At 42.4% G+C, this 14,108-nt stretch carries 15 protein-coding genes; 8 read left to right on the top strand and 7 right to left on the bottom strand.

Features of this window, described 5'->3' with window-relative positions; translation table 11 throughout:
• Window positions 1-403: POT-type proton-dependent oligopeptide transporter (locus VOR_RS0101330; RefSeq protein WP_010317397.1), on the top strand; the 403-nt coding region annotated here is incomplete at its 5' end.
• Between the two features lie 95 nt (window positions 404-498).
• Here the strand turns inward: VOR_RS0101330 and hemH are convergent.
• The 3 genes from hemH to htpG all read right to left on the bottom strand — a co-directional run bounded on the left by hemH (window position 499) and on the right by htpG (window position 4,458).
• Complete coding sequence (gene hemH, locus VOR_RS0101325) at window positions 499-1,467, bottom strand: ferrochelatase (protein ID WP_010317395.1); 969 nt, start codon at window positions 1,465-1,467, stop codon at window positions 499-501.
• Window positions 1,468-1,587: 120 nt separating this feature from the next.
• Complete coding sequence (gene adk / locus VOR_RS0101320) at window positions 1,588-2,232, bottom strand: adenylate kinase (RefSeq protein WP_010317393.1); 645 nt, start codon at window positions 2,230-2,232, stop codon at window positions 1,588-1,590.
• Window positions 2,233-2,550: 318 nt separating this feature from the next.
• The gene (gene htpG, locus VOR_RS0101315) at window positions 2,551-4,458 is read right to left on the bottom strand and encodes a molecular chaperone HtpG (RefSeq protein WP_010317391.1); all 1,908 of its coding nucleotides are present in this window, start codon (window positions 4,456-4,458) and stop codon (window positions 2,551-2,553) included.
• 258 nt (window positions 4,459-4,716) lie between these two features.
• On the opposite strand from htpG, the gene VOR_RS0101305 reads away from it, so the two are divergent.
• The 3 genes from VOR_RS0101305 to VOR_RS0101295 all read left to right on the top strand — a co-directional run bounded on the left by VOR_RS0101305 (window position 4,717) and on the right by VOR_RS0101295 (window position 6,477).
• Complete coding sequence (locus tag VOR_RS0101305; protein WP_010317389.1) at window positions 4,717-5,583, top strand: winged helix-turn-helix domain-containing protein; 867 nt, start codon at window positions 4,717-4,719, stop codon at window positions 5,581-5,583.
• 17 nt (window positions 5,584-5,600) lie between these two features.
• Window positions 5,601-6,116 (top strand): regulatory protein ToxS, encoded by a 516-nt coding sequence (locus tag VOR_RS0101300; RefSeq protein ID WP_029626796.1) that lies wholly within the window; start codon window positions 5,601-5,603, stop codon window positions 6,114-6,116.
• An 82-nt stretch (window positions 6,117-6,198) separates the two neighbouring features.
• On the top strand, window positions 6,199-6,477 hold the full coding sequence (locus VOR_RS0101295) for an Rdx family protein (protein WP_010317386.1): 279 nt from the start codon (window positions 6,199-6,201) through the stop codon (window positions 6,475-6,477).
• 31 nt (window positions 6,478-6,508) lie between these two features.
• On the opposite strand, the gene yfcE is transcribed toward VOR_RS0101295, so the two are convergent.
• Window positions 6,509-7,060, bottom strand: a complete 552-nt coding sequence (gene yfcE / locus VOR_RS0101290) for a phosphodiesterase (RefSeq protein ID WP_010317384.1) — start codon at window positions 7,058-7,060, stop codon at window positions 6,509-6,511.
• A 228-nt stretch (window positions 7,061-7,288) separates the two neighbouring features.
• Between yfcE and VOR_RS0101285 the strand changes: the two genes are divergently transcribed.
• The 4 genes from VOR_RS0101285 to VOR_RS0101270 all read left to right on the top strand — a co-directional run bounded on the left by VOR_RS0101285 (window position 7,289) and on the right by VOR_RS0101270 (window position 11,154).
• Window positions 7,289-8,203 (top strand): TIGR01777 family oxidoreductase, encoded by a 915-nt coding sequence (locus tag VOR_RS0101285; protein WP_010317382.1) that lies wholly within the window; start codon window positions 7,289-7,291, stop codon window positions 8,201-8,203.
• A gap of 399 nt (window positions 8,204-8,602) precedes the next feature.
• Window positions 8,603-9,457: a thioredoxin family protein gene (locus VOR_RS0101280; protein WP_010317380.1), complete on the top strand. Its 855-nt coding sequence runs from the start codon at window positions 8,603-8,605 to the stop codon at window positions 9,455-9,457.
• Between the two features lie 307 nt (window positions 9,458-9,764).
• Complete coding sequence (locus VOR_RS0101275) at window positions 9,765-10,688, top strand: SPFH domain-containing protein (RefSeq protein WP_010317377.1); 924 nt, start codon at window positions 9,765-9,767, stop codon at window positions 10,686-10,688.
• Window positions 10,689-10,695: 7 nt separating this feature from the next.
• Window positions 10,696-11,154, top strand: a complete 459-nt coding sequence (locus VOR_RS0101270) for an NfeD family protein (protein WP_029626795.1) — start codon at window positions 10,696-10,698, stop codon at window positions 11,152-11,154.
• 130 nt (window positions 11,155-11,284) lie between these two features.
• Here VOR_RS0101270 and cueR read toward each other — a convergent pair whose 3' ends face one another.
• From cueR to VOR_RS0101255, 3 genes are all read right to left on the bottom strand, one after another.
• Entirely contained in the window at window positions 11,285-11,704 is a 420-nt protein-coding gene (gene cueR, locus VOR_RS0101265; RefSeq protein ID WP_029626793.1) for a Cu(I)-responsive transcriptional regulator, read from the bottom strand.
• Between the two features lie 65 nt (window positions 11,705-11,769).
• Window positions 11,770-12,588, bottom strand: coding sequence for a YccT family protein (locus VOR_RS0101260; RefSeq protein WP_010317372.1), 819 nt, complete (start codon window positions 12,586-12,588; stop codon window positions 11,770-11,772).
• 62 nt (window positions 12,589-12,650) lie between these two features.
• Window positions 12,651-13,742 (bottom strand): porin, encoded by a 1,092-nt coding sequence (locus VOR_RS0101255; RefSeq protein WP_010317370.1) that lies wholly within the window; start codon window positions 13,740-13,742, stop codon window positions 12,651-12,653.
• Window positions 13,743-14,108: the final 366 nt, after the last annotated feature.

Genomic DNA, 14,108 nt, shown 5'->3' with positions numbered 1-14,108 from the left:
ATGTATGGTTGGTGCGGTTATGGAGCAAGGTGGTGACACTACCGTAAAAACGTCAATGCTATGGCTTGTTGGTGCTTTCTTCTTTCATACCTTGGGTGAACTGTGCCTATCGCCAATCGGTCTATCGCTTGTCACTAAACTAGCTCCACTACGTCTTGCTTCATTAATGATGGGAGCATGGTTCGGTTGTAACGCAATCGCGAATTATGTAGCAGGCCATGTAGGTTCTCATGTGGGAGAGCTTGGTGCGATGGCTATCTTCAGTGGTATTGCAGTAACAGCAACCATTGGCGGCGTCATTTTACTGTTGTGCTCTAACACACTCGTTCGTTGGATGCACGGTGCAGAAAGAACCACAAGCTACGCTGAAGAAGTTGAAGAGCAACAAACTCAGTTAGTCTAGTATCAAATCTATCCCGCGCTTTTGGGTGAGTTCGGGAATAATGATAAGAAACGGTCACATATAGTGACCGTTTTTGCACTTGAAACAAATTCAACTCAGCATCGCTTTATCAGTGAAGCCATCATTTCTATATGTATTGCCGAATCATTTAGGCATTCAATGTAAGTAAACGCCTCACCACCAGCATGCATAAAGGTTTCTTTACCTTGCTCAGCTATCTCTTCTAGAGTTTCTAAACAATCTACCGAGAAGGCCGGAGTAATAATATCTAATTTCTTAATACCACGGCTTGGCAAAGCTTCTAATGTTTTATCCGTGTAAGGCTGTAACCACTCCTCACGTCCGAAAATAGACTGATAGGTCATACCTATTTGATCAGAATTCAAACCAAGTTCTTGCGCCAAAAGTTCTGTGGTTTTTTGGCAGTGCTGTGGGTAGATATCACCATTATCTGCATAACGCTTAGGGATACCATGGTAAGAACAAAGTAGATACTCCCCCTGCCCATTACGTTGCCAAGAGTCACGGACTTTACTCGCCAAAGATCGTATATAAGCAGGGTGATTATGATAATCACGAATAAAACGTAAATTGGGCGTCACAGGGATACGTTTCATCGCTTTGGCAAGGCCATCAAATACGGCAGCCGTAGTAGTACCAGAATATTGTGGGTACAGAGGCAGCACCACAATCTCTTCAACGCCACGATCTAATAATGCGTTGATACCCTCTAAAAGGCTTGGTGAGCCATAGGTCATACCAAGTTCCACTGGTGTACCGAGATACTGTTCTAACGCTTGCACTTGGCGTTTAGAGTACACCATCAAAGGGGAACCTTCTTCCATCCAGACAGATTGATATAACTTAGCAACCTTGGGGGCTCGCAGCGGAAGAATCACACCATGTAATAATGGACACCAGATCCAACGACTCATATCAACCACACGCTGGTCATGTAAGAATTGGCTTAAAAATCGTTTTACTGCCGATGCCGTCGGTTCACTCGGCGTTCCCAAGTTAACCAATAGCACACCCTGTTTTTGATTATTTTGCATTACTTCCATTCATCCATTTCATTGTTAATTATTGAGTACGAATTTGCGGTAGGAAAGTTCATAAAAAAAGCGACCTTTAGTTTAGGTCGCTTTCACTATAACAAAGTTAACAAGCCTATACTGAGCCAATTATGCTAATGCTTTCTCAATATCAGCGCTAACTTGAGCAACTGGCTTAGTGCCATCAAATTTTAGGTATTTCGTATTACCCATTTGTGCTTCTTTACCGTAGTAAGTGATCAGTGGCGCTGTTTGCTCGTGGTAAACACCTAAACGAGCACGAACGGTCTCTTCTTTATCGTCATCACGAACGACGAGATCTTCACCAGTCACGTCATCTTTACCTTCCACTTTGGGCGGGTTGTAAATGGCGTGGTAGGTACGACCAGAAGCCAAGTGAGCTCGACGTCCAGCCATACGCTCAACAATCACGTCATCAGCGACATCAAATTCAATCACATAATCGATATTGATCCCCATTGCTTTTAAACCGTCAGCTTGGGGAATTGTGCGAGGGAAACCATCAAGTAAAAAGCCTTTTTCACAATCAGCTTGAGCAATGCGCTCTTTAATTAAACCTAGGATGATTTCATCAGAAACGAGTTGACCTGCATCGATGACTGACTTCGCTTGTTTACCAAGCTCAGTGCCGGCTTTAATCGCAGCACGTAGCATATCACCAGTAGAGATTTGTGGAATACCGTATTTCTCCATGATGAATTGAGCCTGAGTGCCTTTACCTGCACCTGGAGCACCTAGAAGAATGATGCGCATGTTTAATCCTCTTTAGAAAATTATGATTTATACCGAAGCTCACTGCCAGATGAGACTTAAAGCCAACGGTAAGTTTCGGTATAACGGTAATGAAACGAGTGAATAATCATTCGGCGAGCGACATACGCAGCTTACCAATCGTATTCAAACAGTGCATTCTAACATACAAATTCAAGCCGCTAACCAGATTAAGACGAAAGAATGTAATCTGACCCAGCACTTTGCTGTAAGTTTACCTAAAATACCGCTTGTTCTCAGAAGATAGCCACAACTCAAAGCAAAAAGCTCGCAGTTGCGAGCTTTTTGTCAGCCAGTTAGCTATTCAACCTTAGTCAAAAGCTGATTAATTGCGGTCAGGAATTGTGACGGATCTTCCATCGAACCACGCTCAGCAAGTGTCGCTTGACCTAGTAAAACTTCAACCCAGCGCCCAAATGCTTGCTCATCCGCTTCATCAGCCATACGTTTCACTAACGCGTGTTCAGGGTTAAGTTCCAAAATATACTTCACCTCTGGTACCGCTTGACCAGCCGCAGCAAGCAATTTTGCCATCTGCGTACCCATCTCATAATCGTCGGTCACCACAACCGCTGGAGTACTTGCCAGTTTAAAGGTCGTTCGGACCTCTTTGACACGATCGCCAAGGTACTGCTGAGTACGTTCAACCACCGATTTAAACTCTTCTTCAGTCTCTTTATGCTTCTCTTTTTCTGCTTCATCTTCGAACTGGCTCAGATCTAGCCCTGCTTTGGTGATGGATTGGAACATTTTTCCATCAAACTCAGTGAGGTAGTTCATCAACCACTCATCAATGCGATCAAACATTAAAATAACTTCGATACCTTTGGCTTTAAACTGCTCTAGGTGCGGGCTATTTTTGGCCGCTGCATAGCTATCGGCGGTGAGGTAGTAGATTTTATCCTGCCCCTCTTTCATCCGTTCAACATAAGCCGCTAAACTAACCGTTTGCTCTGCTGAGTCAACATCGGTCGAGGCGAAGCGCAATAGGCTAGCGATCTTCTCTTTATTAGCAAAATCTTCTGCAGGCCCCTCTTTGAGTACCAAACCAAACTCTTTCCAGAAGGTTTGATATTTATCAGCATCATTGCTCGCCATGCGTTCAAGCATGGTCAATACACGCTTGGTACAAGCATTACGCAATGATTGAGTCACCTTGTTATCTTGTAAAATCTCACGTGAAACATTAAGCGGTAAATCGTTTGAGTCGATTAAACCACGTACAAAGCGCAAGTAGGACGGCATAAATTGCGCAGCATCATCCATGATAAATACACGCTGAACATAAAGTTTCAAGCCTGATTTATGATCACGATTCATCATATCCCAAGGTGCTTTCGCTGGAATATAAAGTAAGCTGGTATAATCGTTTTTACCTTCTACACGGTTATGGCTCCACACCAGTGGGTCAGCATAATCATGGGAAACGTGTTTATAGAACTCTTGATACTCTTCATCACTGATTTCTGACTTAGAACGCGTCCACAACGCCTGTGCTTTATTGATTTGTTCCCATTGGATCTCTTCAGTCTCATTACCTTCGTCATCACGAACCTTGGTTTGGATAGAAACTGGAATTCCAATGTGGTCTGAATATTTAGAAATCACATCACGCAGACGCCATTCAGAAAGGAACTCTTTGCCTTCCTCTCGCATGTGCAAAATGATATCGGTTCCACGAGACTCTTTATTAATGCTTTCTACTGTATATTCACCTTCACCTTGTGAATACCATTGAACCGCTTCGTTAGCAGGTAAACCCGCAGCGCGAGTTCTTACAGTGACCGCATCAGCGACGATGAAGGCCGAGTAAAAACCCACCCCAAACTGACCGATAAGCTGAGAGTCTTTAGATTGATCTTGGGATAGTTTAGAGAAAAACTCCGCTGTGCCGGATTTTGCAATCGTACCTAGATGTTCAATGACATCTTCGCGGCTCATACCAATACCGTTATCTGAAATGGTCAGCGTATTCGCTTGGGTATCAAACGATAATTTAACGCCTAAGTTGGCATCACCTTGATATAAATCGGCATTAGACAACGCTTGAAAACGAAGTTTATCCGCAGCATCAGAGGCATTTGAAATTAATTCGCGAAGGAAGATCTCTTTATTGGAATAAAGAGAGTGAATCATAAGATGAAGTAACTGTTTGACTTCAGATTGAAAACCACGAGTTTCTTTATTGGTAGTAGCCGTTTCGCTCATACTAGCTCCATAACATCTGAGTTATTTTCATTCACACACTGAGTGTGCAACCAAGGATGATTTGCTAGTAAGATGAGGCTGGCAATTGTAAATTCAAGGTCAATAATCATAAAAACACTGTTTTTTTTATTTATTTTGATTATGCTTGCCATAATTTTTATCAAAAAAAATAAAAACCAGCATAATGTTTCATCAATTGCTTACCCAAGCAGGCTAGGTTGATGGACGGTTAAACATGCCAACAATAAGAAGATTATCATGAGTAACATAGGCACAAAATTTATCCTTGCTAACCGATTCACGTTTGATCCCAATAGTAACTCTTTGCTTGATCTAGAAAATGAACAGGACATTGTTCGCCTTGGTAGTAATGAAAGCAGAATTCTACTTCTGCTATGTGAACGTCCAAATGAGGTGATTACACGTCATGAATTGCATGAATTTGTTTGGCGTGAGCAAGGTTTTGAAGTCGATGATTCAAGCCTAACTCAAGCGATCTCAACACTTAGAAAGATGTTGAAAGATCAGACTAAATCACCAGAATTTGTCAAAACAGTGCCGAAACGAGGTTATCAGATGATTGCCTCTGTAACTCGAGCAACCCCTTACTCACAAAAAAATACAACTATCGATGTTGAAGAGGGATTGTCCAGTGCAAGTGAGTCAATTAAAGAAATTCAACCAGAGCCTAATTCACTATCCGATGAAGCGATGGCTCAAACAGCCGCAACAGCTCCACTAGCTAAAATAAAAATTGAGGGCGAAAAATTAACGCTACAAGGTAAGATAATGTTGGTCTTAGCGCTTTTTTTACCTATTTTGTCACTATTATTGACAAGCCCAGCACAATCTAAATTTAAGCAGATTGCTGTCTATAATAACATTGCGGTGAATACACCGCTCAATCATCCAGACCTTACCAACTGGCTACCTTCGATTGAAAAATGCGTTAAAAAATACAATGAATCACATACTGGAGAGCTTGCTCCTAAGCAGGTCATTGCTACTGGTGGGCAAAATAATCAGCTCGTACTAAATTACATCCATAGCTCTGAATTCTCAGGTGAAAATGTCACTTTGCGAATTTTAGCCAATCAAGATGACTTAACCAACGTGTGTAAATAGGGGGCTTCAGTATGCAGATTAATCAAAAAATAGCAGCTGTTATCTTAGTCGTCTCGGCACTATTCAGTAGTTGGTTATACTGGGGCAGCGATTTAAAAATCGAGCAGATCCTAGCGGCGCAAGAGTGGCAATCAAAAATGGTCACTGTAGTAAAACGCAGTCAACAGAATGATTCTGTTGGGCCAATCCGTCGTGTTGATGTCACTTCAAATGTAAAATATTTACCCAATGGCACTTATATCCGAATGTCAAATGTGAAGTTATTCGCCGTGGGTGGTGAAGGTGAAAGCTTCATTAATATCTCAGAAAAAGGTACCTGGGATATCAGTGATAGTTATTTATTGATATCACCTACCGAGTTTAAAGACATTAGCTCGAGTCAAAGTAAAGACTTTACTCCTGAGCAACTGGATCTTATCACTCAGTTTTTTAAAATGGATGCTCAACAAAACCGACGTATTGATGTCGTCAATGAAAAAACATTATTGCTCACGAGCTTGAGTCATGGCTCAACCGTGCTATTTATCAATTAAATATCACTCATCAACGACGTCAAATAAAGGGCTACAAGGTCCTTTACTGTGCATTGATCTATTTCAGCCTAAAAGGGATATCATGGAAAAAGCCAATATTGAGATCTACTATTGCCGCCAGTGTAATTGGATGCTTCGGGCCACTTGGCTAAGCCAAGAGTTACTGCATACTTTTAGTGAAGAAATTGAATCTGTGCGTCTCTACCCTGATACGGGAGGACGATTTGAAATCATGTGCAATGGACAACGGATTTGGGAACGTAAACATGAGGGTGGTTTCCCTGAAGCAAAGGTTCTTAAGCAACGAGTCAGAGATATCATTGACCCAGAGCGAGATCTGGGTCATTCAGACAACAGGTAAATCAGATAGCGAACGGTTTAAGAACTAGTCGCTAAACGATTAAACGATATTGCGCCAGTCGTTGCCCCCCTAGCCCCATAACTTGAAATAATCCATCCGTATAAATCGCGTAGCTTGGGGGAAATTCATTGCGTGGAAAGGTCGCGGACCCTGGGTTGACAATAATGACATCATCTTGACTTTGCGCCATGGGGATGTGCGAGTGGCCATGGATCAATACATCACCTTTTTTTAATGGTGGCCTATTTTGAGCATTATATTGATGGCCATGCGTTAAGAAAAAGCGAGTTCCTGACTCCAAAACTACCCAACAAAAATCCATCATCATCGGAAAGTCGAGCAGCATTTGGTCCACTTCGCTATCACAATTACCTCTGACCGCCACAATATGCGGCGCCCATCGATTCAAGCACTCCGCAACTGCGGTCGGATTATACCCATCAGGGATAGGATTACGCGGACCATGATTTAAAAGGTCTCCTAGCAGTACTAAAGTGTCTGCACCTGACTGTTCAAATAAACTGAGCACTTTTTCAGTAGCAGGCAGTGAACCATGTAAATCCGAAGCAAAAAACAACTTCATACTTTTATCTCCGTATTTTGGAACTACAGATTGTACGAATTTCAGCACACTTCGTCATCTTTAGTTATGGATAAACATTGTCATTTATCACCACGAACAATTCACGTATGCTGAATAAGTTTCCTATATTAGATTAGATGACAAACAAGCATCGTCACTTAACTAAGATGGCTATCGTTCTCATCACCACCATTTAGGTGATATCGCACAAACCAATGAGGTAGAAACATGAAAATACTATTAACGGGAGGGACTGGCTTTATCGGTAAAGAGCTGATGAAACAGATTTTCACGCACAATATCTACCTCCTCACACGCGATATAGAGCGAGCTAAGCAGCAGCTCGCCCATGTAGACAAAGGTAGTATCACCTACCTGACTTCCCTAGCGAGTTTAAAAGACGCGAATCAATTTGACGCCATTATCAATCTTGCAGGAGAACCGATCGCCGACAAACGCTGGAGCAAACAGCAAAAAGCGACCATTTGTGCTAGCCGATGGGAAATAACAGAGCGGTTAGTTGAACTCATCCATGCCAGTACTGAACCACCCTCCGTTTTCATCAGTGGCTCGGCCGTCGGCTATTATGGTGACCAGCAGTCTCATCCGTTTGATGAAACACTACATGTGCACCAACAAAGTTTTCCTCATCACGTTTGCGAAAAATGGGAGCGCATCGCACTCCAAGCGCAATCAGAAAAAACTCGGGTGTGTCTATTGCGTACCGGGATCGTGCTCGCTAGCGATGGTGGTGCTTTAAAGAAAATGCTGCCACCTTACCGTTTAGGCTTGGGCGGCCCTCTTGGTAAGGGTGAACAGTATATGCCATGGATCCACTTATTAGATATGGCACGTGCGATAGCCTATTTATTAGACACGCCGCATGCGCAAGGTGCTTTTAACCTCTGTGCTCCACATCCCGTACCTAATAAGCATTTTAGCCAGCTATTGGCGAAAACATTACGTCGACCACACATACTATTCACTCCCAAATGGGTTCTAAACCTTGCAATGGGTGAAGCGGCTGTTTTACTGTTTGACAGTATTAGAGCAAAACCTAAAAAGCTAACCGAGCTAGGATTTCACTTCCAGTTTTCACACCTAGAACCTGCGTTGAAAAATATATTACAACATCGTGCTTAACCAAAACTGGCCTATATTTTTTGTGAATAGCAAGGTATACGATAATGACAAAAGTGATACCTATCGATAGCTAGACCAATGGCTGTACAAAGCAGCGCAACCAACCTGATTGTCATTAATTCGTAACATTCATGTGACATTATACAACTCTGGGTATCCCAGTTAATCCAACATCAAGCGTTACATGTGGTACGACGAATATGACATTACACCAATTAAATTGGCTCAGTGTCGGTGTTGCGCTGACACTATTCTTAATATTATAAACACCTTTGCTTGCCCTCTCTTTGAGAGATAAAAAACGCTACTTTAACGGTAGCGTTTTTCATTTGCCCTTGATATTCCAATTTTTACCCCTATTTCTAAGACTATAAACTTGATTATCGCAAGGAAAATATCATGCAATCACCTTACATCGTTGAGGTCAATCAGCACAACTTTCGAGAGGTGTTCGAACGCTCAGTTGAGGCTCCTATTCTCTTTTATTTTTGGGCACCCATGAATCAAGAGAGCGTACAACTCATTCCTGAATTACAAAGCGTAGCGCAACAGCACAGTGGCGCATTCACATTGGCTCTTCTCAACTGCCAGCAAGAACAGCAAGTGGCAGCGCAATTTGGTGTTCAAACCCTGCCAACAATCGCTCTATTTATTAATGGTCAAGCGGTCGACGGTTTAGCAGGTGCTCAGACCATAGAAACGGTGAATGCAATGTTAAGCAAACATTTGCCAAGCCACGATGAAATTGCGCTACAGCAAGCCTTAACACTGATAGAGCAAACACAACATTCGCAAGCACTACCTTTGCTACTAAGTCTACCTGACGATATGAAAGCAAAAGCAGAGGTCAAACTGGCCCTCGCTGATGTGTTTCTGGAAACTCAGCAGTATGAAGCGGCAGAAACAGAACTGGAACGCATCCCACTAGAGTATCAAGATGGTTACTACAAAGGCTTAATCGCCAAACTGGAGCTGCACAAGCAAGCCGCTGACAGCCCAGAGATTCAAGCATTAGAAGAGATTTTTTCCGCTGAGCCAAACAACGCTCACATAGCAAGTGAGTTAGCGCTTCAATATCATCAAGTTAACCGTAATGAAGAAGCTCTCGAGCTGTTATGGTCATTTTTACAAAGCGACCTCAATTGCCTCGATGGCGGGCTCAAAAAAGTGTTTATGGACATATTAAGTGCGCTTGGACAAGGAAATAGTGTGGCAAATCTCTATCGCAGAAAGCTGTATTCACTATTATATTAATAATATCAAGTAATTAAAGTGGGAAAGTTCTGCTTTGATTGTTAAAAAACCAGTATCAAATCTCATTATTTCATTTGTTCCATATCGATAACTGATAGAGAATGATCAATAGCAAAGCTCAAACGTTGATGAGAATCGCTCCTATATCCAAATGACTTGGATATACCGGCAGTCGGCAAGTGAGTTCATCCCCATGAGCACAATAAGCTCTATGATTGGGGTGAACGAACTTAGCTAACACAGCGGCCGTTTCAATAGAGAAAGGAACATCAACATTAGGATTATTTAATACTTAAAAGGAACCGTTATGGCTATTGATTCACTCGTCGCCGTTGGCGTATTTGTATTCGTCGTTATTTCATTTATCTTTTCTGCAGTGAAAACCGTTTCACAAGGGAGCAATTGGACAGTAGAGCGTTTTGGACGTTACACACACACCCTACGCCCCGGTTTAAATATCATTATTCCATTCATTGATCGCGTCGGACAAAAAATCAATATGATGGAACAGGTTCTTGATATCCCAGCACAAGAAGTGATATCCAAAGATAACGCCAATGTTGTTATCGACGCGGTTTGCTTCGTGCAAGTGATTGATGCTGCGAAAGCCGCCTATGAAGTTAGCGAACTACAACACGCCATTCGCAACTTAACTCTAACCAATATGCGTACCGTACTGGGCTCGATGGAACTGGATGAAATGCTCAGCCAGCGTGACATGATCAACACTAAATTGTTATCGATAGTCGATCAGGCGACTAACCCTTGGGGTGTAAAAGTCACTCGTATCGAAATTAAAGATGTGCAACCACCAGCGGATTTAACCGCAGCGATGAATGCGCAAATGAAAGCGGAGAGAAATAAACGTGCTGAAGTGTTAGAAGCCGAAGGCGTACGTCAAGCACAAATTTTACGCGCCGAAGGCCAAAAGCAGTCTGAAATACTTAAAGCTGAAGGTGAAAAGCAGGCGGCTATTCTTCAAGCAGAAGCACGTGAACGCGCTGCCGAAGCGGAAGCTAAAGCGACAGAGATGGTTTCAAATGCGATTGCGCAAGGTGACATGCAAGCGGTTAACTACTTTATCGCTCAAGGATATACCGAAGCACTTAAAGCCATTGGTCAAGCAGAGAACAGCAAAATCATTATGCTGCCATTAGAAGCTACTGGGTTGATGGGTTCGGTTGCTGGCATTGCTGAAATGTTCAACCTAAAATCCTCACAAGATAAGTAGGCCCAACGTGATAGAGCTAATACAACAAATGAATTATTGGCACTGGCTCGCATTAGGCTTAGTGCTTGTTGCATTGGAACTGCTTGGAACTGCTGGGTATTTTCTTTGGTTAGGTATTTCCGCACTCATCGTTGGCCTTATCTTTGCGATGCTCCCCATCAGTTGGCAACTGCAGTGGATGGCTTTTGCAAGTTTATCACTCGTCACGACTTGGTTATGGTGGCGTAAACAATTTAAATCAGACCATGATGGTGACGAGACTCGTGATCTGAACCAGAAACAGAAACAGCTGATCGGACAAACAGCTCGTCTTAAAGAGAGCGTTCAAGAAAGGGAAACTTTTCGATTACAGCTCGGCGATACGACGTGGACAGCAAAATGCCAGCAAAACCTAGAAGCCGATGTTGTGGTTAAAGTCGTAAATGTCGAAGGAATTGTGTTGATTGTTGAGCCTAAAGAGAGCTAGCCTCATTGAGTAAACATCAGTAAGAAAGTACATAAAAACCAAAAGTGATACATTGCTTTTGGTTTTTTCACTTATAGGCAACCAAATTGTAGTGTGTGCTTCGATAGCTCATTAGCTAAAGAGCTCATTGTCACACTGACTTGCTCAAGTCGCTATGGCAACACTGCCCCTTCAAATTATCGATGATTGGGCATTCACTACCGCCGTCGCCTGGACATTCGGTAATCCACTCTTCTAGTTGCAACTTAATCAATGAAAGCTCTGCCAGCTTCTGTGATACTTGTTTCAACTTCTCTTGCGCTTTCTCTTTGACTGCAAAACTGGTCCGGGACGGATCGTTGGCAAGAGCGAGTAAGGACTTACATTCCTCTAAACTAAAACCAACGCGCTTGCATCGCGCAATAAGTAAAAGATCATCAATATGCGCTTGTTGATAATGACGGTAACCATTCTCTGAACGAAGGGGCGGCGATATCAGCCCCTTCTCTTCATAAAGACGAATGGATTTAGCGGTAAGTGCTGTTAACTGAGAAACTTGGCTAATATTCATAGTAAGTGTAATACTTAAAAGGCATGGTTTAACCATGCCTCCTATGCCATTAAAAAGCAAGTGGATTACTCTTGGTTTAATAGCCATCCAAGAATTTGAGATTTTTCAGACTTATCTGCTTTTTCGTACCAATAAGCCATCATGGTCACCAGATTATGCTCGCTAACCAAAGGCTTATCGACCGCCGCGCGGTTGGCAAACGCCCAGTTAGCAAATTGTTGTTGTTCAGCGCGAGTGGCTTCGCTATACAGATATTGCACCATGGTTAACGAGGTTGGACTACTAGTTGATGCTATGGGAGCTACCTGCTCAGCGGCGGTCATTGGTTCAGGGGTTTGAGTCGTCACCGCTAACACAGGCTCGGCGGCGCTGCGTTTTTGATTAAACCCGACCTGATTAAGTTCGCTGACTGAGGCCACTTTTGCTTGTGAATTATAGCGATAAAGCTCTTTCTCATAATTTCGGATCAGCGAAAAGCCTTGTGTAACTAAAACATCTTGTTCAAATTCGACAGGCTGATTAGCTAAATTGGTCAACACCACAGCAGGGTTGTTATCAAATACTTTGGCCGTTGTTTCATCTTTAACTATCGCGGCGGGTTTTACCAACACTTGACTGTTCTCTTGGTTAAACTTCACCACCATTGCCGGTGATTTATATTTATTTTGATTACCACTGTATTGAATTACTTTTTCAACACGCACCAACAGTTGATTGGTGCCATTGGGTAGCTTTAGCTGCGCGGTATGCCCAAATGATAAATCAGGCTCAACGCCGTTAACCGCTAAAATTTGGAGGTTACGGTCTATACTCACCATTACATCAGCATAGGCATTCACCGCAACGACCATTCCTAACAGCGCGCTAATTATAAGTTTGTTCATTCTTACCTCCAAATAAAAGGCGAGCTATCGCTCGCCTTAGACTGTACTTTTAACCGAGTAGATTAGAAGTAGTATTCTACACCAATTGAGAATTCATCATAATCAGCTGACTTCCAACGAGCATCATTATCACCGTTTTTATAGCTAGTACCGAAATCTAAAGTACGAGCACGAGCGTAAAACACTGCTGATGGATCAACGAAATACAATGCCTGTACAGATAGCACATCATCATCCGAACCTTTTAAGGTTTTGCCACCGACTTCTAGTTCGTCGTTCATCGCATAACCTAACTTGAACTGCCAATCTCCAGTGGTATATGCAACACCAGCAGAGTAAGCATTTTGCTCTTCTTTGCTACCCGTTGTTGGCTTAGCTTCCATCATTTTGTATTGAGCATAGAAAGATAACCCATTATCAAACCAAGCTTGTACACCGAATAAGTAAGCATCGTTATCCCACTTGGTGCCTTCTGACGCTACATCAAAGTTGCCTTCATACGCTAAATCAAATTGGAAAACTGACAGCTTATAGTGCGCAGCTGCACCAACCCAGCTATCATTACCTTCGCCTTTTTGCGCGCCATCTTTTCCTGCAACACCATACGCTAAATTCAGTGACAAGCTATCAGCGAAAGTTGGAGTATCCCAACGGATTGTGTTTGAAGCGCGATCTTGGTGTTTTCTACCACCAATAGCACCGCCCCAATCGTACACATCACCCAAACCTGGGTTAGAAGCAGGCCAATCGACCAATTCATAAAGTGGTGACAATACGCGGCCTAAGCGGACTTTTCCGTAGCTATCATGCTTAAAACCAACGAAAGTATCACGTGTGCCCCACTGTGAACCAGGATCTGAGAATGATGGATCAACATAACCCGCTTCGATTTGCCAAATGAAGGTTGAATCAATATTTTTAAAATCTTTCTCACCGCGGAAACCAATACGAGATTCATTATTGAACTGAGTACCACCTAGGTTATCATCACCCGCTTTAGTACCTGTATCATAATCACGGTATGCAGCTTGCAGTGCGATTACACCATAAACTTCATAATTCGCAGATTCTGCTGCTGAAACGCTAAATGCTGCACCTGAAAGCATTGTTGCGACGGTAGCACCCAGAAGAGTACGTTTAAACATTTTGTCCATGGAAAAACTCCTAAAAATAGATATAGCTGTTTTTTATTTCCCCCTTAAGTTGGCCGCCGAAGGGAGAAATCATTTCCTATGTTGAAAACCTAAATTAGTCATTAATTTTCTGATTTTCTCTTTTCCTGCATACACATCGTGTATCCATGCTCACTAGACTAACTTCGCAACAGAAAACATCAATGAGAACTTAATTTTTATCTAAAAAAATATGAGCTACGGCAAACTTTGACCAAGTAAGTGATCAAGGTCTAATAAGTCATAAAACAAAATATAAAAATAAAAAACTTATTAACTTTCAAAATGATACAAATAGATGTCACACTAATAGCTTGAAGTGCATCGCAATAATAAATTGAAAGAGAG

It is taken from the genome of Vibrio ordalii ATCC 33509 (genome assembly GCA_000257205.1).
Taxonomy (GTDB): Bacteria; Pseudomonadota; Gammaproteobacteria; order Enterobacterales; family Vibrionaceae; genus Vibrio; species Vibrio ordalii.
This window is presented reverse-complemented; position numbering and strand designations above follow the sequence as displayed.